Genomic DNA, 23,872 nt, shown 5'->3' on the forward strand with positions numbered 1-23,872 from the left:
TGTCCATCGCGGAGGGTGTGGGATTCGAACCCACGAGACATCTCTGCCCACCTGTTTTCAAGACAGGCTCCATCGGCCGCTCGGACAACCCTCCAGTGACGCGACCACGTGGCGAGACGTGATCGCGTCCCGGGAAGTCTACCCGGGCCTCCAGGCTGGGGTGCGCGCGAGCGCGGACTAACGGGGCAGGGAGTCGAGCGCCGCTGCCAGGCCGTCGTCGGTGATGCCGCCGGTGAGCTCGTTGCCGGCGTCGACGACGTCGTCGGGGGCCTGGCCCATGACGACGCCGCGACCGGAGGTCGAGGCCCAGCGGAGCATGTCGATGTCGTTGCGGCCGTCGCCCGCGGCGAAGACGCGGGAACGCGGGATGTCGAGCCACTCGCGCACGCGCTCCATCGCGGTGGCCTTCGTCACGCCCTCGGGAGCGATGTCGAGCCACGACGTCCAGCCGACGGAGTACGAGACCTTGTGCAGGCCCATCTTCTCGACGATCTGCAGGAAGTCCTCGGTGTCGTGGCCGGGCGAGATGACGACGACGCGGGTGGCCTCGACGCCGAGCAGCTGCTCGAACGGCACGTGCTCGCCCTCGACGGTCATCGTGTCGTCGGGGAAGTTGCCGGACAGCAGGAAGTGACCGGTCTCGTCCTCGACGCCGAACGCGGCGTTCTCGAGCGCGCCGTGGATGGTCTGCAGCACCTCGGACGGGTCGAACCGCTCGACGTGTTCGCGCACGTAGGAGCCGTCGGCGCGACGGGCCAGGATGAGCGCACCGTTGGCGCAGACCAGGTACTTCGGCCGGATGCCGAGGGTCTCGAGCAGGGGCACGGTCATGCCCTCGCTGCGGCCGGTCGAGAGCATGACCTCGTGGCCGGCGGCCTCGGCGTCACGCACGGCGGCGACCACCGCCTGCGTGATGACACCGTCCTCGCGCATGGTGGTGCCGTCGATGTCGAGCGCGACCAGCCAGCGCTTGGTGCGGGCGGGCGCGTCGGTACCCGCGCCCTGCTCGGTGCCGTCCACGAACTGTCCCTGGGTGCTCATCGGGGCTCGATCACCTCGACGCCACCGAGGTAGGGGCGCAGGACCTCCGGCACGACGACGGAACCGTCGGCCTGCTGGTGCGTCTCGAGGATCGCGACGATCCAGCGGGTGGTGGCGAGGGTGCCGTTCAGTGTGGCGACCGGGGCGGTCTTGCCGCTCTCGGTGCGGTAGCGGATGTCGAGGCGGCGGGCCTGGTACGTCGTGCAGTTCGACGTCGAGGTGAGCTCGCGGAACGTGCCCTGCGTCGGGACCCAGGCCTCGATGTCGTACTTCTTCGCGGCGCTCGTGCCGAGGTCACCGCCGGCGACGTCGATCACGCGGTAGTGCAGCCCGAGGTCCTGGAGCATCTGCTCCTGGTGGGCGACGAGGCGCTCGTGCTCGGCCTCGGCCTGGTCGGGGTGGACGTAGGCGAACATCTCGAGCTTGTTGAACTGGTGCACGCGGAGGATGCCGCGGTTGTCCTTGCCCGCCGAACCGGCCTCACGCCGGTAGCAGGTCGACCAGCCGGCGTAGCGGTGGGCCTGTCCTTCCTCGAGCGGCAGGATCTCGTCGGCGTGGAACCCGGCGAGGGCGACCTCGCTCGTGCCGGTCAGGTACAGGTCGTCGGCTTCGAGCCGGTAGACCTCGGCCGCGTGCTCACCGAGGAACCCGGTGCCGGCCATCGTCTCGGGGCGGACGAGCGTCGGCGTGATGAGCGGCTCGAAGCCGGCGGCGATCGCACGGTCGAGGCCGAGCGACATCAGCGCGATCTCGAGCCGGGCGCCCATGCCGCGCAGGAAGTAGAAGCGCGAGCCGGAGACCTTCACGCCGCGGGGGATGTCGATGATGCCGAGGTGCTCGCCGAGGTCGGCGTGGTCCTTCGGCTCGAAGTCGAACTCGGGCTTGGTGCCGACGGTGCGGAGCGTGACGAAGTCGTCCTCGCCGCCCTCGGGAACCCCGGGGAGCACGACGTTCGGGATGCCCCGGACGACGGTGTTGAAGGTGTCCTCGGCCGCGGTGACGGTGGCCTGGGCCTCCTTCACCTTTGCGGCGAGGGCCTGGGCCTGCTGCACGAGCGCGGCCTTCTCGTCCTTCGGGGCCTTGGCGACGGTCTTGCCGAACGCGTTCTGCTCGGCGCGGAGCGACTCGAACGAGGTGATCGCACTGCGGCGGGCGGAATCGGCGGCGACGGCTTCGTCGACGACGGCCACGGAGGCACCACGCGCCTGCTGTGAAGCCTTGATGACGTCCGGGTTGTCGCGAAGCAGCTGTGGATCGATCACCGCCCCATCCTAGACGGGGGCAACCGCACGCAGCCTCGATCGGTAGCGTGGACGTATGTCGACCCCTTCGGAGACCGCGCCCGCGGACCAGGACGCCCTCCCCACCGAGCAGCGGACGGCCGCGGTGGTCTACAACCCGGTCAAGGTCCACCTGCCGACCCTCAAGCGCACGGTGCAGGAACACCAGCAGCAGGCCGGTTGGGCCGAGACCCTGTGGTTCGAGACCTCCGAAGAAGACCCGGGCGGCGGCATGGCCCGCGCGGCGATCGAGGCCGGTGCCGACGTCGTCGCGGCGGCCGGCGGTGACGGCACGGTCCGTGCGGTCGCCGAGGTCGTGCACGAGTCCGGTTCGACCCTGGCGCTGCTGCCGAGCGGCACCGGCAACCTGCTCGCGCGCAACATGAAGCTCCCCCTCGACGACCTGGCCGCGAGCGTCCGGACGATCTTCCACGGCGACGACCGCAAGATCGACTTCGGCATGCTCAAGGTCGAGCGTCCCGGTGGCGAGCGCGAACGCTTCGGCTTCCTGGTGATGGCGGGCCTCGGGCTCGATGCTCGGATGCTCGTGAACACCCGCCCCGAGCTGAAGAAGAAGGTCGGCTGGCTCGCCTACGTCGACTCGCTGTTCCGTTCGGTGCGCGACGCCAACGCGTTCGAGTTCCGTTACCAGCTGGACGACGACGGCAACCACTCGCTCCGAGCGCACTCGCTCATCGTCGGCAACTGCGGCATGCTGCAGGCCGGCGCGATCCTGCTCCCGGACGCCGAGATCGACGACGGCGTGTTCGACATCGCCGTGATGCGCCCCCGCGGGTTCTTCGGCTGGGTGCGGATCGGTGCCCGGGTGTTCTGGGAGAACGGGATCCTGCGGGCGTTCCGCCGGTCGAACCTGGGCAAGACCGCCGTCGGCAAGAAGATCGTGTCGCGTTCGCGCGAGGAACGACCCCTGCGCTACCTGCGCGGGCAGGAGTTCACGGCGCGGCTCGAGCGGCCCGACGAGTTCGAGATCGACGGCGATCCGGTGGGCGAGGTCATCGCCTTCCGTTCGCGCATCGACCCGATGGGGCTCTCTGTGCGCGTACCGGACCCGGCGGACGACCGCCACGGCTCGCGCCAGGTGCCCTGACCCGCAGCGCTACCGCGCCCCGGGCTCGCCCGACACGATCGCGCGCAGCCAGTCCCGCGCCTCGACGAACGCGGCGTCCGAGTAGCGGGCCGGAACCTCGGGGCGGGCACCGTCCGCACGCGGGTACGACCCGAGGAACGTCACGCGCGGGCTGAAGCGGCGCAGGCCGAGCAGCGCGTCCGCGACCCGCTCGTCGCGCACGTGCCCGTCGAGGTCGATGACGAACCGGTAGCGGCCGAGCTCGTCACCGATCGGCCGTGACGACAGCAGCCCCATGTTGATGCCCCGCGTCGCGAACTGCTCGAGCATGTCGACCAGGGCGCCGGGGTGGTCGGCGGGTAGCTCGACGATGACGCTGGTCTTGTCGGCGCCGGTCGGTTCGGGCAGCGCGAGGGTCTTCGACACGAGCACGAACCGGGTGACCGCCGAGGCGTTGTCCCCGATGGACGACGCGAGCACGACGACGTCGTGGTGGTCGGTGATGCCGGGCGGCGCGACGGCGGCGTCGGCCGTGGGGTTCGCCTCGAGCAGGGCGAGGGCCGCGGCGACGTTGGACGACGCCGGGATGTGGCCGTGGCCGGGCAGGTTCGCCTCGAGCCAGTTGTGGGTCTGGGCGTAGGCGACCGGGTGCGCGTTCACGGTGCGGACGTCGGCCAGGGTGGTGCCGGGTCGGGCGACGAGCACGAAGTCGACGGGGACCAGGTACTCCCCCACGATCCGCACGCCGGGGATCCGGGCCAGGGCGTCCTGCGTGGCGCTGACCCCACCGTCCACGCTGTTCTCGATCGCGATGACGGCCCCGATCGAGCGGCCGGACATGACGTCGTCCAGGGCCTCACCGACGTTGTTGACGCTCCGCCAGGGCTTGCCGGCGGCGGCCTCGACGAGCTTCAGGGCCGCCTCGGTGAAGGTGCCGGCGGGTCCGAGGTAGGAGTACGTGTCGGACGGCGCGGCGGGGTCGGTCATGCGGCGAGCCTATTGCAGGGACGGGGAGGCCAGGCGGCCTCAGTCCGTCGACGCACCCGTCAGCCGCTGCTCGCAGATCGCGGTGTCGTCGTCCTCGCGCGGGTACGTCAGCGCCGCGAACCGCCCCTCGGGGTCGAGCCGCGTCAGGAGCGACGCAGCGATGCCGTCGAGCTGCGCGACCTGCTCGTCGGAGAGCGCGTCGATGACCACTCGACGGGCGGTGCGGACGTGGTCCGGGGCAGCGTCGACGATGGTGGCGTACCCGGCGTCGGTCAGCCGGACGTCGGTCGCTCGGCGGTCGGAGGTCGACGGGCACCGGGTCACGAGCCCGCGCTTCTCGAGCCGGGACACCACGTGCGACAGCCGCGGCAACGACGCGTTCGTGGCCGAGGCGAGCGCCGACATCCGCAGGGTCCGGGTGTCGGTCTCGGAGAGCATCGCGATGACCATGTAGTCGAAGTGCGTCAGGTCGGCGTCACGCTGCAGCTGCTGGTCGAGCGCGGCCGGCAGGAGTTCCATGACCGCGACGAGCTTCATCCACGCGCGCAGCTGCTCGCGGGTGAGCCACGGGGTCTCGTCGGTCATGACCTGATCATACCGAAAGGTTGTCCCTTTAACCAGTGGTGCGCACCGCGGACGATCCGGACGAACCCGCCGAACCAGACGGCCCGCCAGCGCGACGCGACCGCACCACCCCGATGACGAGCACGACCACCACGACGACGAGCAGCGCCCCCTCGACGAGCAGCAGCCGCGTGCCGTAGTCGAAGGGCAGCACGGTCGGGTTCTTCTGCCCGTGGTCCTTCGCAGTGATCTCCGGCAGGACCACCAGGGCGAGCACGCTGCCGAGCACGATCGCCGCCTGCACGACCACGAGCACCCAGGCCCGCAGCGAGCGTCCGGCCCGACGCAGCAGCAGCCCGGCACCGACCACGAACGGCGACAGGACCGCGTCGTGCAGCACCACCGCCGCGAGCAGCCAGACCCCGAGCCCGCCGATGCGGTTCGGCTTGACGGACGTCACGAGCACGTACGCCCCGAACGCGATGACCAGCACACCGATCACCACGAGCACGATCCGCGCGGCCTTCACCGGAGCACCTCGATCTTCTCGATCCACTTGGTCTGCAGCACACCGGGCCGCCCGGGAGCGATGATCCGCGCCGGGAACCCGTGGTCCAGGTCGAGCGTCGCACCGTTCAGCTCGAGGGCGACGAGGGTCGTCGGGTCCTCGGCGTACTCCGGTCCCATGTCCATGATCCGGTAGCCGCCGTGCCGCTCCAGGCTCGTCACCCGCACGTGCGACCCCTGCGGCGCCTGCACGGCGTCGAGCAGGTCGCGCATCCGCACGCCCTTCCAGGTCGCCATCTGGCTCCACCCCTCGACGCACGAGATCGGCAGGTCGACCTGCGCGGTGCCGAGCGCGACGAGTTCCGCCCGGACGAACGTCCGGCTCACGTCGTGGCCGACGACGGTGAGCGTCCAGTCGGCGGCGGTCGCGGTCGCGAGGACGCCGGCTGCCCGCGCGGTCCGGTTGACCGGCAGCCCGTTCGCGCCGATGCCGCGACCGCGGGCGCCGAACACGTTGAACGGTTCCGCGAGCTTCGAGGACTGCCCCGCCGTGAGCGCGACGACACCGACGGTCGCCGCCGTCACGCCGGCGAAGAACCCGCGTCGGGCGATGCGCTGGCGTCGTCCGGTGGCTGCTTCCGGCGTCGGCCTGGAGGCCCGGCTCGCCTCCGGCACGTCGGCCGTCGGCTGGGCGGGACTCGGCTCCTCGGACACCTCGCGGGTCTCCGGGGCCGTGTCGGGTCCGGTGGGACGAGGCTCGGCGCCGCCGGGGGCGGCGTCGACGCCGTCGATCCAGCGGAACACGCGGCCCAGCAGGCCGGGGGCGGTGGACCCGGCGGTCTCGGCGACCGCAGCGCGCGGGGCGGACGTCGGATGTGCCTCCCGGCCGGGTGGGAGCAGCTCACTGCCGGACGCGGGGTCCGCGATGAACCGGCCGTGCGCGTCGTAGGAGTCGCGCTTCCGCCAGTAGCGGGCGATGACCGGCAGCTTGGCGGCGATGTGGATGGCCAGCGACCCGATGATCACGTAGGCCAGGGCGTTGTGCACCTGGCGGAACGGGAACGGCCACGGGTACCACTGGTACGTGTTGAGCAGGCCGGTGACGACCTGGATGATCGACGCGGACACGAGCACCGCGATCGACAGCCGCTCGAGCAGGTGCAGCACGCCGCGCACCGGCGGAACCTGCACCAGGGCGGGCATGACGGTGTTGAGCTTCGCGAGCAGCAGCGGGATGATCGCGATGCCGGTCGTGATGTGCAGGCCCTGCGTGAACTGGTACAGCTGCGTCGGACGGGTCGGGAACCGCATCCAGCCGAGCGGTTCCTGCAGCAGGTGGCTGTAGATCCCGGTACCGAAGCAGATCAGGAACGCGATGCCGAGCAGACGCCCGAGCACCACCGCCGAGCGGGCGTTGCGGTTGGGGGACGCCAGAGCTGCTCGTCCGTCGTGCAGCAGGCGCTGGAGGCCGGATAGCCTCGACGGACCATGAGCGACCGACTGCGTGCCCTCCGACCGTCCTTGGCCGACGGCACCGCCGCGCGGATCGGCACGGTGCTGGCCGTCGTCGGAGTGCTGGCCCTGTCGGGCGTCATCGCCGTCGGCGTCACGCATCTGGGGTTCCTCCGATCGGGCCATCGTTCTGCATTCGTTGCGTGGACGCTGATCGCTTGGACCGTCTTCGTGATCGCCGTGCTCGCGGTGCGTTTCGTGCCCGTCCGGTGGATGACCACCATGGTCATCGGCGGAGCGGTGGTGATCGGCATCGCCGCGCTGGTCGGCCCGCCCAACACGAGCACCGACTCCGCTCGGTACGCGTGGGACGGCATCGTCCAGCATGCCGGTGTCTCACCGTACGCGCACACCCCCCAGTCCGCGGCACTGTCCGGTCTCCGACCCGACTGGTTGTTCCCCGACAAGGTGGGCGGCACGTGCGATCCGCTGAAGCCCCGGTTCCGCGGGCTCGGCGACGGCGCGGACGGGCACTGCACCGCGATCAACCGGCCCGACGTCACGACGATCTACCCGCCGATGGCGCAGCTGTGGTTCGCCGCGGTGCGGTTCTTCGTGCCGGCGACCGCGCAGTACCTGCCGTTCCAGGTCGCAGGGCTGCTCGTTTCGCTCGGCGTGACCGTCGGGCTCGTCCTGGTGCTCCGCCGCATCGGCCGTCCGACGTGGTGGGCGGCGCTCTGGGCCTGGTCGCCGCTCGTCGCGTCCGAGGCGGTCACCAACTCGCACGTCGACGTCGTCGGTGCCGCCCTCGCCACGGCCGGTGTCGTGCTCGTCGCGTTCGGCCGGCCGATCTGGGGCGGCATCGCGCTCGGGGCCGCGACCGCGACGAAGCTCATCCCGGCGATCGTGTACCCGCCGTTGCTCGGCCGCGGTCGGGCGTGGTGGGCGATCCCGATCGGCATCGCCGTGTTCGGGCTGCTCTACGTGCCGTACGTGCTGACGACCGGGCTCGACGTGCTCGGGTACCTGCCCGGCTACCTGAGCGAGGAGGGCTACGAGGACGGCTCCCGGTTCGCGCTGGTGTCGCTCGTGGTCAAGGGCGACGCGGCGACCCTGGTGGTGGGGCTCCTGGTGCTGCTGGCAGCGTTCGTGGCGTGGCGGTTGTCCGACCCGGCGCGGCCGTGGTCGGGCGAGGTCCTGATGATCGGCGTGACGTTCCTCGCCGTGACGCCGCGCTACCCCTGGTACGCGCTGCTGCTCATCCCGTTCGTGGTGTTGTCCGGGCGGTGGGAGTGGTTGTCGATCGGACTCGCCATCGCGCTGCGCGGGGTGTGGCCGTCGGCGGACGCCTACCGGTGGTGGTTGCTCGCGGCCGTGGCGGTCATCGTGGTCGTCACGCTGCTGCGCACGGAGCGGTCGCAGTGGCGACGGTGGTGGGAGCGGCTGACGTTCCGGCGCGTGGAACACGTACGCTGACGACCATGGCACCCGCGATCCTGCTCGGCACGACCGGCTCCGTGGACCCGGCTCCCGCCGGGCTCGTCGACCGCTTCGGGCGTCGCGCCGTCGACCTGCGGGTGTCGCTGACCGAGCGCTGCAACCTGCGCTGCACCTACTGCATGCCCGCAGCCGGGCTGCCGTTCGCCCCCGACGAGGCCCTGATGACGGCGACCGAGATCGAGCGGCTGGTCCGGATCGGCTCGTCGCGGTTCGGCGTCCGCAAGGTCCGGTTCACCGGCGGGGAGCCCATGCTCCGGCACGACCTGGTCGACGTGATCGCCCGGTGCGCCGCACTGCCCGACGCCCCGGAGCTGTCGCTCACCACGAACGCGATCGGCCTCGCCCACCGCGCCCAGGGCCTGTACGACGCGGGGCTGCGGCGCGTGAACGTGTCGCTCGACACCGTCGACCCCGACGTCTTCACCACCGTGACCCGCCGGCCGTTCCTCGACAAGGTGATCGCCGGGCTGTCGGCCGCGCACGACGCCGGACTCGACATCAAGGTGAACGCGGTCCTGTTGCGCGGGATCAACGACGAGGCCGCCCCGGAACTCCTCCGCTGGTGCCTGGAGCGTGGCTACGAGCTGCGGTTCATCGAGCAGATGCCCCTGGACCCCGACCACGCCTGGGACCGCACCGAGATGATCACCGCCGCCGAGACCCGCGCGCTGCTGGCGACGTCGTTCGTGCTCACGCCGGACGACGCCCCGCGCGACGGCGCCCCGGCCGAGCGGTACCGCGTGCACGACGCCGTCACCGGCGAGCCGCTGGGCACCGTCGGGATCATCGCGAGCATCACCGAGTCGTTCTGCGCCGACTGCACCCGCACCCGGCTGACCGCTGACGGGCACGTGCGCAGCTGCCTGTTCTCGGACGAGGAGACCGACGTGCTCGGGCCGATGCGCTCCGGGGCGGACGACGACGAGGTCGCCGAGCTCTGGCGGCTCGCGATGTGGGCGAAGCCGCGCGACCACGGTGACGACAGCGACGAGCTCGTGCACCCGACACGCGGCATGAGCGCGATCGGCGGCTGAGGCATGACCACGATCCGGTTCTTCGCCGCTGCCCGCGCTGCCGTGGGTGTCGACTCGCTGACCACGACGGGCCCCACCATCGAGGCCGCCCTCGGCGCGATCGATGCGGCCGACGTGGCGGACCCTGCGCGCTGGACCGTGTTGCAGGAGCGTTGCTCGTACCTGGTCGACGGCGTGACGACGCGCGACCGGGCGACCTCGCTCGACGGTGTCGAGGTCGTCGACGTCATGCCGCCCTTCGCCGGGGGCTGAGTTCGCGGGCTGAGTTCGGCGGCTGAGCGGTAGTACGCCCGTTCCTTCCCAGAACACCCGCGATACCTGGCGTTTTCGGGCATACCGTGTCGGAACTTCCGACCAGGTACGCCCGATTCGACCAGGTACGCCCGATTCGACCAGGTACGCCCGGAACAACTAGGTACGCCCGACTCGACCCCGCGCCCGCGCACCCCGCGCCCGTTCCTTCCCAGAACACCCGCGATGCCTTGTGTTTCCGGGCATACCCGGTGCGAACTTCCGACCAGGTACGCCCGATTCGACCAGGTACACCCGATTCGACCAGGTACGCCCGACTCGACCCCGCGCCCGCGCACCCCGTGCCCGTTCCTTCCCAGAACGTCGGCGATACCTGGTGCTTCCGGGCATACCGTGTCGGAACTTCCGACCAGGTACGCCCGATTCGACCCCGCGCCCGCGCCCGCGCCCGTTCCTTCCCAGAACGTCCGCGATACCTGGTGCTTCCGGGCATACCTGGTGCGAACTTCCGACCAGGTACGCCCGATTCGACCAGGTACGCCCGGAACAACTAGGTACGCCCGACTCGACCCCGTGCCGCACACCCCGCGCCCGCGCACCCCGCGCCCGTTCCTTCCCAGAACACCCGCGATATCTGGTGCTTCCGGGCATACCTGGCGCGATCTTCCGACCGGGTACGCCCGATTCCACCAGGTACGCCCGGAACGACCCGGCGCAGCGCGACCCCGCCTACGCCGCGCCCAATCCGACCCGCCCCGCCCCGCCCCCGCACCCCGCCCTACGGCGAGACGGACAGCACGATGAACGCGGCGAAGATCACCAGGTGAACCCCGCCCTGCAGCCGCGTGGCACGACCGGGCAGCACGGTGAGCACCGCCGCGACGATCGTCAGCGCGAGCAACACGATCTGCGACGGCCCGAGCCCGAGCAGCAGCGTCCCCGGCATGAACAGCGACGCGACCGCGATCGACGGGATCGTCAGACCGATCGACGCCATCGCGGACCCCATCGCCAGGTTCAGGCTCGTCTGGATCCGGTTCCGTGCGGCGGCCTTCGACGCTGCGATGCCCTCCGGCAGCAGGATGAGCAGCGCGATCACGACACCGACGAACGACGGCGGGAACCCGACGGCGGCGACCCCGGCCTCGATCGCGGGCGACTCCACCTTGGCCAGCCCGACCACGGCGACGAGCGCGACGACGAGCAGCCCGAGCGACACCATCGTGGTGCGTCCGGACGGGCGTGCGGCGTGGGCGTCCTCGGACTCGACGAGCACCCCGCCGGCACGGTTGACCGGCAGGAAGAAGTCGCGGTGCGCCACGGTCTGCGTGACGACGAACAGCCCGTAGAGCACCAGTGACGCGATCGCGACGAACACCAGCTGCGTCCCCGTGAAGGACGCGTCGTCGGTGCCGGTGGTGAAGGTGGGCAGCACCAGGGTCAGCACGGCGAGCGCGGCCACCGTCATGGTCGCGGCGCTCGCGCCCTCCTGGTTGAAGCGCACGGTGTTGTGCCGCAGGGTGCCGATCAGGATCGCGAGGCCGACCAGCCCGTTCATCGTGATCATCACCGCCGAGAACACCGTGTCGCGCGCCAGGGTCTCGGCCTGCGCACCGCCCGAGCTCGACAGCGAGATGATGAGGGCGACCTCGATGATCGTCACGGCGACGGCCAGCACGAGCGAGCCGAAGGGTTCCCCCACCCGGTGTGCGACGACCTCGGCGTGGTGGACGGCGGCGAGCACCGTGACCGCGAGCACGACGGCGACGACGACCACCACGGCGGTACCGAGCCCGTAGCGGCCGTACGAGAACGCGAGCACGACGGCCGCCAGGATCGGCGTGGCCACGGGCCACACCTTGGGGAACCAGGAGGTCATCCGACCATTGTCTCAACCGCGGGGCGCGTAGACCGCCACCTCGGCCGCGGGGACGTCGATGCGCACCGCGTCGCCGGGGGCGATCCCGAGCGCGGTCAGCCGCGCGAGCGTCAGGTCCGCCACCAGGTCACCGGCCCGCACCCGCACCAGTCCGTCGCGCGGTTCGAGCGACGAGACGGTGCGCGCGGCTCCGGCACCGTCCCGCGTCAGCACGGCGGCCGTCGGGTGGAAGGCGGCCAGGGCGGGCCGGCCGGGAGGCACGGCGTGCGCCCCCGACGCCAGCTCGCCCCCGCCGTCGATCGCGATCCCGCCCCCGGTGGCGGTCCCGTGCACCAGCGCGAGTCCGGAGAACGTCGCGGCGAACGCACTCGTCGGACGGCCGAGGACGGCAGCGGGGGTGCCCTGCTCGACCACCCGTCTGCCCTCGAGCACGACGACGCGGTCGGCCAGGGCGACGACCTCGACCGGGTCGTGGGTGACGAGGACCGCGGGCCGGCCGGCGACAGCGGTCCTGAGTGCCGCGCGGACCTCGTCCTGCGCGCCGACGTCGAGCGCCGAGGTCGGTTCGTCGAGCAGCAGCACCGCCGGGTCGGTGGCGAGCGCGCGCGCGATCGCGACGCGCTGCGCCTGTCCGCCGGAGAGCGTGCGCGGGTCGCGGGTGGCCAGGTCGGCGACCCCGACGGCGTCGAGCGCGTCGCGGGCACGCTCCCGGGCCGCAGCACGACCGGCTCCGGCTGCACGGGGCCCGAAGGCGACGTTCCCGACGACGTCGAGGAACGGGAACAGGTCGGGCCGCTGCGCGACGAGTCCGGTCCGACGACGGTGCGCGGGGACGGTGTGCCGCGGGCTCGAGACCTGCACCCCGTCGAGTTCGATCCGGCCGGCGTCGATCGGCAGCAGCCCGGCCAGGGCCTCGAGCACCGTCGACTTGCCCGCACCGTTCGGCCCGATGACCGCCAGGCACTCCCCCGCTCGGACCTCGAACGCGACGTCGACGTCCCGCGAGCCGACGACGACGTGCGCCCGGACGCCCACCGGGCCCTCGGCCGTCACGCCAGGGCTCCGCGGGTCCGGATCGACGAGGCCCCGATGACGACGACGGCCACCACGACGAGCACGACCGCCAGGGCCACCGCGGTGTCCGGGTCGACCTCGCGCTGCAGGTAGACCTCGAGCGGCAGGGTCCGTGTGACCCCCTGCAGGCTGCCGGCGAAGGTCAGGGTGGCCCCGAACTCGCCGAGGGCCCGGGCGAAGCAGAGCACGAGCCCGGACACGATCCCCGGCAGGACCCGCGGCGTCGTGACGGTCAGGAACGTCCGGGTCGGTCCGGCACCCAGGGTCGCGGCGACCCGTTCGTAGCGGTCGCCCTCGACGCGGAGCGCCCCCTCGACCGAGGACACCAGGAACGGCATCGCGACGAAGGTCTGCGCGATGACCACCGCCGTCGTGGTGAACGCGATGTGCAGGCCGTGGTCGTCGAGGAACGCCCCGACCACCCCGAGCCGACCGAAGGCCGCGAGCAGCGCGAGGCCGCCGACCACCGGCGGCAGCACGAGCGGCAGGAGCACGACGGCACGAGCGACGCCGACCCAGCGCGACCGTGACCGCGCGAACAGCACGGCGAGCGGGTAGCCGAGGACGAACGCGACGCCGGTGGCCGCGAGCGCCGTGCCGAGGCTGAGCCCGAGCGCGGTCAGTGACGCGGTGGAGGTCACGAGCCCGACGAAGGACGACCAGTCCACCCGGCCGAGCATCGCGAGCACGGGCACGACGACGAACAGCCCGCCGAGCACCGCGGGCAGCGGGAGCCACCACGCGACCGGCGGCCGTCCGTCAGTGCGCGGAGCCACGGGTCAGGGCTTCCCGAAGCCCGCGTCGGCGAGCACGCGCTGCCCGGCGGCGGAGCGGACGTACTCCGAGAACGCCTGTGCGAGCGCCGGGTCCTCGGATTCCCGGAGCACGCCGATCGGGTACGTGTTGACGGCCTTGCCCGACTCGTCGAACGGGACCCCGTCGACCTTGCCGCTGGCCCCTCGGACGTCCGTCACGTAGACGAGTCCGGCATCGGCCTGACCAGACTCGACCTTGCCGAGCACGTCGGTGACGGACTGCTCCTCGCTGGCCGGGCGCAGGTCGACACCGGCGGCTCGCTCGACCTTCGCGGCTGCGGCACCGCACGGCACCGGGGCGGCGCACGTGACGAGCTGGACGCCTGGCGCGCGCAGGTCGTCGAGCCCCGAGATGCCCTTCGGGTTGCCGGGTGCGACCGCGATCTCGAGGACGTTCGTCGCGAAGTCCCGCGGTGACCCGCTCGCCAGGTCGGTCGACGCCAGCTTCGCCATGTTCGCTTCGTCGGCGGACGCGAACACGTCGGCGGGGGCACCGTTCTGGATCTGGGTGACGAGGTCGCTGGAGCCGGCGAACGAGAACCGGATCGAGGCGCCGGGGTTCGCGGTCTCGAACTGCTTCCCCAGGGTCGTGAAGGTCTGCTGCAGGGATGCCGCCGCGAACACGGTGATCGAACCGGTCGGCCCCTCGGTGTCGGAGCCCGCCGGAGCCGATGCTCCCGACCCTGCGTCCGGAGCCGTGCACGCAGCGAGTCCGAGTGCGACGGTGGCGGCGATGGCCAACGCCGCGAACGGCCGGAGGCGGCTCATCGTTCGTCCTCGTGCCGGGCGGGTGCCTCGACCGCGACCATCGTGGCCTTGACGGACGCCACCGCGACGGACCCGACCTCGAGCCCCAGGTCACGGACGGCCTCGGCACTCATCAGGGACACCACGCGGTGCGGGCCGCACTGCAGCTCGACCTGCGCCATCACGGTGTCGACGACCAGGTCGGTGACGATCCCGACGAAGCGGTTGCGCGCCGAGCTCTTCACCGCGGACGCCGGGTCGGTCAGCTCGGAGCTGCGTTCCCGCGCGTACGCGGCGACCTCGCGACCGTCGACCACGGCTCGCCCCGCGTCGTCCGTGGCACGGGTGAAGGTGCCGCCGTCGACGAGCCGACGAACGGTGTCGTCACTGATCCCGAGGAAGGCCGCAGCGTCCCGTACCCGCAGTTGCGTCATGATCCACCGATCCTATCCGCGGATGCGGCGGCAGGGGCGGTGGGGGTGACCGGGCTGGGTCAGGACCGGTGGTCGATCGCCACGGGCAGCCCCTCGCGACGCCAGGCCTCGAAGCCGCCGTCGAGGACCGTCACGCGCCTCCCGGCCGGTTGCCGCGCCGCCCACGCGTCCGCACGGGGTCCGCGTGCGCAGTAGACGACGACCTCGTCCGCGCCGGTGTCGTCGGTGACGGCACCGGCGACCACGCCGGCCGCCCGTTCCTCGTCGGTCCGGACGTCGACGACGACCAGCGGGTCCGACGGGTCCGCCACCCTGGCGGCCAGGGCGGACGGCGCGATGCGCGGCGTCGCGGCGGCACCAGCAGCAGGTGCCGGTCGACGCGAGGCCGGTCCGCGACGGACGGGGCTCTCCGTCCAGCGCCACCGGCGGGCGTCGACGGTCAGCACACGTCCGAGCAGCGGGTCGCCGCCGCCGGTGACCAACGCGAAGACCTGTCCCGCCATCACCGCACCGACCGCACCGCACAGGGCGGGGACGACGCCGTCCAGGGCGCACGAGCCCTCGTCGGGCAGCGCGTCGGGGTGCAGGTCGTGGAAGTCGACGCCGTCCGGCCCGGCGTCGCGGAAGACACTGACCTGCCCGTCGTGGCCGAGCACGGTGCCCCACACGAACGGCACGCCCGCTTCGGCGCAGGCGTCCGAGACGGCCCGGGTGACCACGACCGAGTCGGCGGCGTCGACCACGACGTCGTGTCCGGCGACCAGGTCCGGCGTGAACGAACCGACCACGGCGACCGCGTCGAGTTCCGGGTCGACGGCGACGGCTCGGGCGACCGCGACCTGCGCCTTCGGCGAGCCGACGTCGGCGGCGGCGAAGAGCGTCTGCCTGGCCAGGTTCGAGGCGTCGACCACGTCGGGGTCGACCACCGTGAGCCGACCGATCCCGGCGAGGTACGCGACCACCGGCGCCCCGAGCCCGCCGGCCCCGACGACGAGGATGCGCGAACTGGCCAGGCGTCGCAGCCCGGTGACCCCGACGTCGGCGAGCGCGGCGGTCCGCGAACCGAGCTGCATCCGCCCCGGGGAGAGCGCGGCGGCAGGGGCGACGAGGGGTTCCATCCCGTCATTCTGGCCCGTCGCACCGAACTCCTGCATGTGAGAGTTCAGCGCCCGGACGCGGCGGATCCCCAGAGCAGATCGGTACGGTCGCGGGCGTGAGTTCCCCGCGCACCGGCACCGTCCCGGTCCGACACACGACGTCGGACGCGTCGGTGCGCGCGCGCTCGCTGGGGCTCGTCGTCGCGGCCGTGCGAGCACTCGCACGGACCCCCGAGATCACCGTCGGCGCGCTCGGCGTCGTCGTCGCAGCGGCCTTCAGCTGGGTGCCGTCGGTCTGGTACGACGAGGCCGCGACCATCGCGAGCGCACAGCGCAGCTGGCCGGCACTCTGGGCCGAGCTGCAGAACGTCGACGCCGTCCACGGCCTGTACTACGCCGTGATGCACGTCTGGTTCACGCTCGTCGGGTACTCGCCGTTCACGCTGCGGTTCCCGAGCGCGCTGGCCATCGGGGTCTCCGCCGGCCTCGTCGTCGCCCTCGGCCGTCGTCTCGGCGGGGTGCGGCTCGGGGTCGTCTCCGGGATCGTGTTCCTGGTCCTGCCGCGCGTCGCCTGGGCCGGCACCGAGGGGCGCCCGTACGCCACCGTCACGACCTTCGCCGTCGCGCTGACCCTGGTGGGGATCACCGCGGTCCGGCGCACCCGGACCGGGCACCACGCGACCCGGTGGTGGGTCGTCTACGGCCTGCTCGCCGTGGTCGCCGTACTGTTCAACGTCTACCTGGCACTGGCCGTCGTCGCGCACGGGGTCGTGCTCCTCTGGACCGCCGTCGCCGACCGTGCCGCACGACGCGACGCCGTGCTCTCGCAGCGCAGCGGTCCGGTGGCCGCGCCGATGGTCGACCGCGCCGCGTTCGTGCGCTGGGGCGTCGCCGCCGTCGGGGCCGCGCTCGTGGTGTCGCCGTTCATCGTCCTCGCCGCAGGACAGGCCAAGCAGGTCGGCTGGATCACCGGCGTCGGGTGGGCCACCGTGCGCCAGGTCGTCGCGACCGCCTGGTTCGGTGCCGTCTGGCCGTACGCGGTGCTCGGGTGGGCGCTGATGATCGTCGGCGTCGTGCTCGCCGCCCGGGCCACCCGACGCCCCTCCCCGACTGCCCGTGACCTGCTGCGGATGCAGGCCGTGCGCGTCGCCGTCCCCCTGACGATCCTGCCCACCGCACTGCTGGTCGGCGCGACCGCAGCCGGGGAGCACCTGTACTCCCCGAAGTACGCCAGCCTGAGCCTGCCGTTCGTCGCGCTGCTCATCGGCCTGGCGATCACGGCGATCCGACCCCGGCGGTGGCTGGCGCTCGCGGTCGTCGGGATGCTGCTCGTGTCGGCACCGACGAGCACGATCGTCCGGCTGCCCCACGCCAAGCAGGACTCGCACTGGGCGAACGCTGCGGCGATCATCGAGCGCGAGCGGGACCGGCGCACCGACCAGAACGAGGGCGTCGTCTTCGGCAGCGTCTGGGAGCACCCCGGCACCACCGCGCAGGTCATCGCCGACTCCTACCCCGAGGCCTTCACCGGGATGCGCGACCTCGCCGTCGCCGAGACGGGTGCCGAACGCGGGCAGCTCTGGAACGTCAACGGGGACATCGCGACGACGGTGCCCGAGCGGATCTCCGGCATCGACACCGTGTGGTTCGTGGGCGGCAAGTCACGGAACATCCGTCCGCAGGTCACCGACACGCTCGTTGCCGAGGGGTTCCACGTCGTGCGCTACTGGCACACCGGCACGGTCATCCTCTGGAAGTACAGCCGCTGACGGCTTTGCCGGGGCGTCGGGTCAGTGCACCACGCGTGCGCCGTGCACCGGGCCGGTGGCACGGAGTGCGACGAGGCCGGCGGCGCTGAGTTCGACCTGCAGTTCGAGCGCGGCGTCACGGTCACCCACCAGGAACGCCACCGTCGGTCCGCTGCCGGACACCAGGCCGGCCAGGGCACCGGACTTCTCACCGAGCTCCAGCGTCGCCGCGAGCCGCGGTTGCAGCCGCATGGCGGGCGCTTGCAGGTCGTTGTGCACGCAGTCGGCGAGCAGGTCGGGGTCACCCGCGCGCAGGGCCTGCAGCACGTTCGCCTCGACCACGGGGTGCGACGGCGCCGGGGAGATGTCGGCGCGGTACCGCTCCCGGTGCTCGTCGAGCGCACGGTAGACGGCCGGGGTGCTCAGCCCGTCGTCGCTCAGGGCGAGGACCCAGTGGAACTCGCCCTTGGCCAGCGCCGGGCTCAGCTCGTCGCCGCGACCGGTGCCCACGGCGGTGCCGCCGGCGAACGCGAACGGCACGTCGGCGCCGAGCTGCGCGGCGAGCCGGAGCAGCTCCTCGCGACCGAGCGCGGTGCCCCAGAGCGTGTCGACCGCGAGCAGGGTCGCCGCGGCGTCCGCGGAGCCACCGCCCATGCCGCCGGCGACGGGCACCTGCTTGTCGATGGTCAGCCGCACGCCACCGCGGTGTCCGGCCGCGTCGGCCACGAGCCGGGCCGCACGGATGGCCAGGTTCGACTCGTCGACCGGCACGGTGCTCGTGTCGATCGGCCCCGTGAAGGTGACCGAGAAGTCGTCGGCGGCCTCGGCGGTGACGTCCTCGTACAGGGACACCGCCTGGTACGCCGTGGCGACGTCGTGGTAGCCGTCGTCCTGCAGCGCCCCGACGGACAGGAACACGTTGATCTTGCCGGGGGCGCGCGTCCGCACGCGGGTCGGTGCGGCCAACGTGGTCATGCGCCCAACCTATCCCGCTGCGGCTGCCGTGAACCCCCGCGCCAGGTCCGCGGTGATGTCGTCGATGTGCTCGAGGCCGATCGACAGGCGGATGAGCCCGTCCCCCACCCCGGCGGCAGCCCGCTCGGCGGAGGTCATCTGCACGTGGGTGGTCGACGCCGGGTGAACGACGAGCGAGCGGACGTCACCGAGGTTCGAGACGTGGTCGAACAGCTCGAGCGCCGCCACGAACCGTCGGCCCGCGGCGACCCCACCGGCCAGGTCGAACGACAGCACGGCCGACGGTCCCTTCGGCACGTAGCGCTGCTGCAGGTGGTGCCACGGCGAGTCCGGCAGGCCGGCGTAGTGCACGTGCTCGACCTGGTCGTGCGCGTCGAGCCAGGTCGCCACGGTGGCGGCGTTCGACACGTGCCGGTCCATGCGGAGCGACAGCGTCTGGATGCCCTGCAGCACCAGGAACGCGTTGAACGGCGCGATCGCGGGCCCGAGGTCGGCGGACAGCTTCGAGCGGGTGCGCTGGATGAACGCCCGCCGCCCGAACTTCTCGGCGAAGTTCGTGTTCGCGAACCCGGACTGCTCGGTCGTGGCGAGCTGCGGGTACGCGTCGGCGTGTGCCGCCCAGTCGAAGTTCCCGCTGTCGACGATGAGCCCGGCGATGGCGCTGCCGTGTCCGGCCAGGTACTTCGTCGCCGAGTGCACGACGATGTCGGCGCCGTGCTCGATCGGGCGCACCAGGTACGGCGTCGCGATGGTGTTGTCGACGATGAGCGGCACCCCGGCCTCGTGCGCGACGCCGGCCACCCCGGCGAAGTCCAGGACGTCGCCGCGGGGGTTCGGGATGGACTCACCGAAGAACGCCTTCGTCTCCGGACGCACCGCCGCCGCCCACTCGGACAGGTCGGTCGGGTCCTGCACGAACGTGAAGGTGATGCCGAGGTCCCGCAGGGTCGACGCGAACAGCGTGTAGGTCGCGCCGTACAGCGAGGCGCTCGACACCACGTGGTCACCGGCGCGTGCGACACCGAGCACGGCCAGCGACGTCGCCGCCTGCCCGGACGCCAGCGCCAGCGCACCGATCCCGCCCTCGAGGTCGGCGATCCGGCGTTCGAGTGCTGCCGCGGACGGGTTGTTCACCCGCGTGTAGGTGTGGCCGGGAGCGTCGAGCATGAAGCGCGCGGCGGCGTCCTCCCCCGACGGGTAGACGTACGCGGCGCTCTGCGCGATCGGCGGCACGTTCGCGCCCCACCCCGGGTCGGCCTTGAAGCCGGCGCGGATCTGGCGGGTCTCGAACGCCCAGCCGTCCTCGGCGTTGGTCGGCGTGGCACCCATCAGGACTGCGCCCCGACCGGCTGCCGGACGAGCGGGATGACCTGCTCGCCGAACCGGTCCATCTCCTCGAGCTGCGGCGAGAACTGCAGCAGGAGCGTGTCGACCCCGGCGTCCTCGAACTCCCGGATGCGGGCGGCCACCTGCGACGGCGTCCCCACGAACCCGGGGCGCAGGCCGCGGTTCGACACCGAGTAGTCCTCGAGCGAGGGCACGTGCTCGAGCTGCGACTTCGAGATGAAGTCCTGGTACGACTCGTACGCCTTGCCGTGTTGCACGTCGGTGATCCGGGCGAGCTCGGCCTGCGCCTCTTCCTCGGTCTCGCGCACGATGACGTACGCGGCCATGCCGAACGCCTCGAACGGCGGCAGACCGGCGTCGACGCGGCGCTGCTTCATCTCGTCGATCTTCGCGCGGAGCTCCTCGACGGTGCCGCCGTGCGTGACGTAGGCGTCGGCGTACCCGGTGATCGCGGCCTTGCCGGCCTCGCTCTCCCCACCGGCGTAGATGCGCGGCGTCACGCGGGGCTTCGGCTCGAGGTGCGCGTTCTCGATGTCGTAGTACTCGCCCGAGAACGAGTACGGGGTCTCGCGCCACAGGCCCTTCATGACCTCGACGAACTCCGCGGTGCGCTTGTACCGGTCGTCGTGCTCCGAGAAGATCCCGCCGTACTGCTTCGCCTCTTCCGCCCACCAGGCGCTCACGACGTTGAAGGTGAACCGGCCGCACGAGATGTCGTCGATCGTCGCCGCCTGCTTCGCCGTCACCGCGGGCAGGTGGTACCCGGGACGCATCGCCGCCATGATCTCCAGGCGCTCGGTCGTCGCCGCGATGGCCGCCGCGAGCGACCACGCCTCGAGCGAGGGTGCCGCCGTGCCCTTGATGTCGTTGAGGTTGAGCTCCGGCACGAGCGTCAGGTCGAAGCCGATCCGCTCGGCGCGCTGCGCCAGGCGCTTCACGTAGTCGAAGGTGACCGGCATGTTCTCGTTGTCGACGTTGCGCAGCCAGCCGCCGAAGAGCGGGGTCCAGTATCCGAATCGCACGTGGGTTCCTTGGGGGTGTGGGAAAGGCGGACTGGAGGCCCGTGGCGGGCCCGCCACGGGCCTCCAGTCCGGTGGTTCTTGCGTTCTCAGGCCGTGAGCTGCGCCGCGTACTCCGCTGCCAGCAGGCCACCGAGGTACTTCGCGATGGAGCGCGGGCCGGAGGCCGGCGCGGACTCCTCGACCGCGGGGTTGTAGTTCGTGTTCGTGTTGATGTCGTAGACGACGGTGCGGCCGTCCGTCGTCTCCATGAACTCGACGCCCGCGATGGTGATGCGCTGGTCGGCGAGGAACGTGCGGAGCTGCTGGACCAGCGGGTGCTCGGCGGTGATCTCGGTCCGGACGGCGAACGCCGGGGGTGCGCCGACGGCCTCGGTACCGGGGACGTCGCAGACGGCACCCGCGATGGCCTGCGGCACCTCGCACGCGTCGGCGGGGCAGAGCTCGAAGCTGCCGGCGCTGGTGTCGACGCGGACGGCGTACACGAACTCGCCACCGACGAACTCGACGCGGGTGATGAAGGGTTCACGGGCCGTCAGGTACTCCTGCAGCAGCGTGATGCCGTCGACCGGGGCCTCGAACTCGGGGCTGTCGACGTAGGCGTCGAACTCGGCGAGCGAGTCGAACCGCCGGACGCCCAGGCCCTTGCCGCCCTGGTTGTGCTTCGTGATGAAGGGGACGTCCTGCCCGTCGGTGAAGGTGCGGGCGGCGTCCTTGAGGGTCGTCGTGCCGAACACTGCGGTCGTGCGCGGCACGTCGAAGCCGGCCTGCTGCAGGAGACCGTGCTGGGCGACCTTCGACACCTCGAGCTCGAGCACGTGGCTGCCGCCGACGACCTGGCGGCCGGCACGCTCGAGCCAGCCGAGGATCGCCCGGGTGTACTCCTTGCTGTGCTCGTGGCCGCGGGTGTGGGAGCTCGCGGACATGCGGCTCCAGTAGACGCCGGGGGCCGGCTCGGCCGCGAGGTCGATCTGCCCCTCGGTCAGCAGGATCTCCTCGACCGGGACACCCTCGGCCTCGAAGGCAGCGGCGAGCGGGGGGAACCACTCGGGGTTCTCGTGGATGACGTACACGCGCGGAGTGCTCACGCCCCCACCCTAGGCACGGTATACCGCACGCGGCCAAGTGTGTGACGCGGCGTTGCTTCTCCGGGGCGGGGGGGCGCGGGCGCACGGGTCCTGGTCGCTCGGTGCGAGGTTCCGTACTCGGTGCGACCTGCTCGCCGCCGCACCGAGTACGGAACCTCGCACCGTTCGGTACCGGCGGTGGTCGACCTCGCACCGTGCGAGGTCGTCAGCCGGCGAAGGTCTGCTGTCCGACGACGCCGAGGAGCTCGAGCTTCTGCGCGTCCTCTGATCCTGGAGGCGCCGTGAACAGCAGCAGTGCCTGCGCCTGGTCGTCGGTGTGCAGCACCTGGCAGTCGACGGTGATGCGGCCGAGCTCCGGCTGCACGATCGTCTTGTTGTCCGACCAGCGCGTGGCCACCTCGTGCTTGGCCCAGAGGTCGCGGAACTCGGCACTGCGCGTCTGCAACTCGGCGATGAGTTCCGTCGCCCGGCGGTCGCCCGGGCCCGCGAGCCCGACGGCCGCCCGGAGCGACGCGACCACCACCCGCCCAAGCCGCTCGTGCTGCTCGGGTGCGTACTTCGCGAGCTCCTCACCCGTCACGAACCACCGCCACGCCTGGTACCGGCGGTTGCCCGGCAGGCCGACCGAGCTGGTGAGGAGCGCCGCCGCGAGCCGGTTCTCGACCAGGGTCTCGCCCAGGTGGCTGACGACGATCGCCGGGGTGTCCTCGAGCCGGTCGAGCACCCGCAGGATCGCCGGGTCGACGTGGTCGGCGCGGTGCATCCGGGTCGGCGCGTTCTGCCCGGCCAGGTGGAACAGGTGGTCGCGCTCGTCAAGGCTGCAGCGCAGGGCCCGGGCGATCGCGGCGATCATCTGCTCGGACGGCTGCGGTCCGCGCTGCTGCTCGAGTCGCGTGTAGTAGTCGACGGACATGCCGGCGAGGGCAGCGACCTCTTCACGGCGGAGCCCCGGGGTCCGGCGTCGTGGACCCTGCCCGAGACCGGCGTCCTCGGGGCGCAACAGCTCACGGCGACGGCGGAGGAAGTCGGCGAGCGCGGCACGGTCCATGGGTCGATCATCGTCCGCTTCCGGCCCGGGTGCCAGGGATCGCCGATCCCCCGATGACCGCGCTCTGGTTGCGGCCCTGTCCACGGAGCATCGTGGTGGTCATGGACATCACGAACTCCACCGTCTTCATCCCCGGCGCGACCTCGGGCATCGGTCTCGCGCTCGCTCAGCGCCTGCAGGCCGCCGGCAGCACCGTCGTCATCGGCGGCCGTCGCCAGGCGCTCCTCGATTCCCTCGCCGCAGAGCACGGCTTCGGCACCGTGCAGATCGACGTCGCCGACGCGGCGTCCATCGACGCCGCCGCCACCTCGGTGCTCGAGGCGTACCCGTCGCTCGATGCCCTGATCACCATGTCGGGGATCATGCGCGACGAGGACCTCCGCGACCCCGATCACATCCACGACGCCCTCGAGCTCGTCCAGACGAACCTGGTCGGCACGATCCGGCTCATCGACGCGTTCCTGCCGCACCTGCTCGCCCAGCCCTCGGCCACCCTGATGACCGTCACCTCCGGTCTCGCGTTCGTCCCGCTCACCGCATCACCGACGTACAGCGCGACGAAGGCCGGTGTGCACGCCTACACACAGGCCCTCCGTCAGCAGCTCGTGGGGTCGTCGCTCGAGGTGCTCGAGCTCGCCCCGCCGGCCGTCATGACCGACCTGATGGGCGGCGCCGACTTCGGTGGGATGCCGCTCGACGCCTTCGCCGACGAGGTCATGGCGCTCATCGAGTCCGGCGCTGCCCCGGAGATCCTGGTGCAGAACGTGCACCCGCTGCGCTTCGCCGAGCGGAACGGCAACCACCAGCAGATCCTCGAGATGATGGCGTCCCGCGAGCACTGAGTCGGATGCCTCGAATGGTGCGAGGTTCTGTGTTCGGTGTGAGGCACTTCGGCTC

At 71.9% G+C, this 23,872-nt stretch carries 23 protein-coding genes and 1 tRNA gene; 6 read left to right on the plus strand and 18 right to left on the minus strand.

The features are described 5' to 3' along the window. Window positions 1-9 precede the first annotated feature (9 nt). The 3 genes from DEI96_RS14225 to serS form a co-directional block, all read right to left on the minus strand. Window positions 10-94 (minus strand) — tRNA-Ser (locus DEI96_RS14225). A gap of 83 nt (window positions 95-177) precedes the next feature. After that, entirely contained in the window at window positions 178-1,041 is an 864-nt protein-coding gene (locus tag DEI96_RS14230) for an HAD family hydrolase (RefSeq protein WP_111023669.1), read from the minus strand. After that, complete coding sequence (serS, locus tag DEI96_RS14235) at window positions 1,038-2,303, minus strand: serine--tRNA ligase (RefSeq protein ID WP_111023672.1); 1,266 nt, start codon at window positions 2,301-2,303, stop codon at window positions 1,038-1,040. Before serS ends, DEI96_RS14230 begins: the two co-directional genes overlap by 4 nt. Window positions 2,304-2,358: 55 nt before the next feature. Between serS and DEI96_RS14240 the strand changes: the two genes are divergently transcribed. Beyond that, window positions 2,359-3,429, plus strand: a complete 1,071-nt coding sequence (locus tag DEI96_RS14240; protein WP_111023675.1) for a diacylglycerol/lipid kinase family protein — start codon at window positions 2,359-2,361, stop codon at window positions 3,427-3,429. Between the two features lie 9 nt (window positions 3,430-3,438). Here the strand turns inward: DEI96_RS14240 and pheA are convergent, their stop codons facing one another. The 4 genes from pheA to DEI96_RS14260 are packed head-to-tail and all read right to left on the minus strand — an operon-like array spanning window position 3,439 to window position 6,867. Further along, the gene (pheA, locus tag DEI96_RS14245) at window positions 3,439-4,395 is read right to left on the minus strand and encodes a prephenate dehydratase (RefSeq protein ID WP_071406510.1); all 957 of its coding nucleotides are present in this window, start codon (window positions 4,393-4,395) and stop codon (window positions 3,439-3,441) included. Window positions 4,396-4,434: 39 nt separating this feature from the next. Beyond that, window positions 4,435-4,980: a MarR family winged helix-turn-helix transcriptional regulator gene (locus DEI96_RS14250; RefSeq protein WP_111023678.1), complete on the minus strand. Its 546-nt coding sequence runs from the start codon at window positions 4,978-4,980 to the stop codon at window positions 4,435-4,437. Window positions 4,981-5,008: 28 nt separating this feature from the next. Then, window positions 5,009-5,488: a hypothetical protein gene (locus DEI96_RS14255; protein ID WP_111023680.1), complete on the minus strand. Its 480-nt coding sequence runs from the start codon at window positions 5,486-5,488 to the stop codon at window positions 5,009-5,011. Then, window positions 5,485-6,867 (minus strand): molybdopterin-dependent oxidoreductase, encoded by a 1,383-nt coding sequence (locus DEI96_RS14260; RefSeq protein WP_111023683.1) that lies wholly within the window; start codon window positions 6,865-6,867, stop codon window positions 5,485-5,487. The genes DEI96_RS14255 and DEI96_RS14260 overlap by 4 nt, the downstream gene beginning before the upstream one ends. An 87-nt stretch (window positions 6,868-6,954) precedes the next feature. Between DEI96_RS14260 and DEI96_RS14265 the strand changes: the two genes are divergently transcribed. The 3 genes from DEI96_RS14265 to DEI96_RS14275 are packed head-to-tail and all read left to right on the plus strand — an operon-like array spanning window position 6,955 to window position 9,704. After that, window positions 6,955-8,394 carry a glycosyltransferase 87 family protein gene (locus tag DEI96_RS14265; protein ID WP_111023686.1) on the plus strand — a complete coding sequence of 480 codons (1,440 nt, stop codon included), beginning with the start codon at window positions 6,955-6,957 and terminating at the stop codon, window positions 8,392-8,394. Between the two features lie 5 nt (window positions 8,395-8,399). Further along, on the plus strand, window positions 8,400-9,452 hold the full coding sequence (gene moaA / locus DEI96_RS14270) for a GTP 3',8-cyclase MoaA (RefSeq protein WP_110865525.1): 1,053 nt from the start codon (window positions 8,400-8,402) through the stop codon (window positions 9,450-9,452). A 3-nt stretch (window positions 9,453-9,455) separates the two neighbouring features. Then, window positions 9,456-9,704, plus strand: a complete 249-nt coding sequence (locus tag DEI96_RS14275; protein ID WP_111023689.1) for a MoaD/ThiS family protein — start codon at window positions 9,456-9,458, stop codon at window positions 9,702-9,704. Window positions 9,705-10,482: 778 nt separating this feature from the next. On the opposite strand, the gene DEI96_RS14280 is transcribed toward DEI96_RS14275, so the two are convergent. Genes DEI96_RS14280 through DEI96_RS14305 form a run of 6 tightly spaced genes read right to left on the minus strand, consistent with a single transcriptional unit; the run spans window position 10,483 to window position 15,771 of the window. Further along, a complete protein-coding gene (locus DEI96_RS14280) occupies window positions 10,483-11,583 on the minus strand; it encodes a calcium:cation antiporter (RefSeq protein WP_017888287.1) in 1,101 nt (366 codons plus the stop codon). A gap of 12 nt (window positions 11,584-11,595) precedes the next feature. Beyond that, a complete protein-coding gene (locus DEI96_RS14285) occupies window positions 11,596-12,636 on the minus strand; it encodes an ABC transporter ATP-binding protein (protein WP_258372977.1) in 1,041 nt (346 codons plus the stop codon). Further along, a complete protein-coding gene (locus tag DEI96_RS14290) occupies window positions 12,633-13,433 on the minus strand; it encodes an ABC transporter permease (protein WP_017888284.1) in 801 nt (266 codons plus the stop codon). The genes DEI96_RS14285 and DEI96_RS14290 overlap by 4 nt, the downstream gene beginning before the upstream one ends. Window positions 13,434-13,436: 3 nt before the next feature. Continuing rightward, window positions 13,437-14,240: a molybdate ABC transporter substrate-binding protein gene (gene modA, locus DEI96_RS14295; RefSeq protein WP_111024681.1), complete on the minus strand. Its 804-nt coding sequence runs from the start codon at window positions 14,238-14,240 to the stop codon at window positions 13,437-13,439. Beyond that, the gene (locus DEI96_RS14300) at window positions 14,237-14,653 is read right to left on the minus strand and encodes a TOBE domain-containing protein (protein ID WP_111024680.1); all 417 of its coding nucleotides are present in this window, start codon (window positions 14,651-14,653) and stop codon (window positions 14,237-14,239) included. Before DEI96_RS14300 ends, modA begins: the two co-directional genes overlap by 4 nt. Window positions 14,654-14,712: 59 nt before the next feature. Continuing rightward, on the minus strand, window positions 14,713-15,771 hold the full coding sequence (locus DEI96_RS14305) for a ThiF family adenylyltransferase (RefSeq protein ID WP_181440586.1): 1,059 nt from the start codon (window positions 15,769-15,771) through the stop codon (window positions 14,713-14,715). A 95-nt stretch (window positions 15,772-15,866) separates the two neighbouring features. On the opposite strand from DEI96_RS14305, the gene DEI96_RS14310 reads away from it, so the two are divergent. Further along, entirely contained in the window at window positions 15,867-17,519 is a 1,653-nt protein-coding gene (locus DEI96_RS14310; protein ID WP_111024678.1) for a glycosyltransferase family 39 protein, read from the plus strand. A gap of 21 nt (window positions 17,520-17,540) precedes the next feature. Here the strand turns inward: DEI96_RS14310 and DEI96_RS14315 are convergent, their stop codons facing one another. From DEI96_RS14315 to DEI96_RS14335, 5 genes are all read right to left on the minus strand, one after another. Continuing rightward, complete coding sequence (locus DEI96_RS14315; protein ID WP_027466065.1) at window positions 17,541-18,473, minus strand: 4-(cytidine 5'-diphospho)-2-C-methyl-D-erythritol kinase; 933 nt, start codon at window positions 18,471-18,473, stop codon at window positions 17,541-17,543. A gap of 9 nt (window positions 18,474-18,482) precedes the next feature. After that, window positions 18,483-19,802 carry an O-acetylhomoserine aminocarboxypropyltransferase/cysteine synthase family protein gene (locus DEI96_RS14320; protein WP_111024677.1) on the minus strand — a complete coding sequence of 440 codons (1,320 nt, stop codon included), beginning with the start codon at window positions 19,800-19,802 and terminating at the stop codon, window positions 18,483-18,485. Then, window positions 19,802-20,842, minus strand: a complete 1,041-nt coding sequence (locus tag DEI96_RS14325) for an LLM class flavin-dependent oxidoreductase (RefSeq protein WP_111024676.1) — start codon at window positions 20,840-20,842, stop codon at window positions 19,802-19,804. Before DEI96_RS14325 ends, DEI96_RS14320 begins: the two co-directional genes overlap by 1 nt. Window positions 20,843-20,928: 86 nt before the next feature. Continuing rightward, window positions 20,929-21,927 carry an ATP-grasp domain-containing protein gene (locus DEI96_RS14330; protein ID WP_111024675.1) on the minus strand — a complete coding sequence of 333 codons (999 nt, stop codon included), beginning with the start codon at window positions 21,925-21,927 and terminating at the stop codon, window positions 20,929-20,931. Between the two features lie 205 nt (window positions 21,928-22,132). Then, window positions 22,133-22,975, minus strand: a complete 843-nt coding sequence (locus tag DEI96_RS14335) for a helix-turn-helix transcriptional regulator (protein ID WP_111024674.1) — start codon at window positions 22,973-22,975, stop codon at window positions 22,133-22,135. 101 nt (window positions 22,976-23,076) lie between these two features. On the opposite strand from DEI96_RS14335, the gene DEI96_RS14340 reads away from it, so the two are divergent. Next, window positions 23,077-23,817, plus strand: coding sequence for an SDR family oxidoreductase (locus DEI96_RS14340; RefSeq protein ID WP_111024673.1), 741 nt, complete (start codon window positions 23,077-23,079; stop codon window positions 23,815-23,817). Window positions 23,818-23,872: the final 55 nt, after the last annotated feature.

Source organism: Curtobacterium sp. MCLR17_031, from assembly GCF_003234775.2.
GTDB lineage: Bacteria > Actinomycetota > Actinomycetes > Actinomycetales > Microbacteriaceae > Curtobacterium > Curtobacterium flaccumfaciens.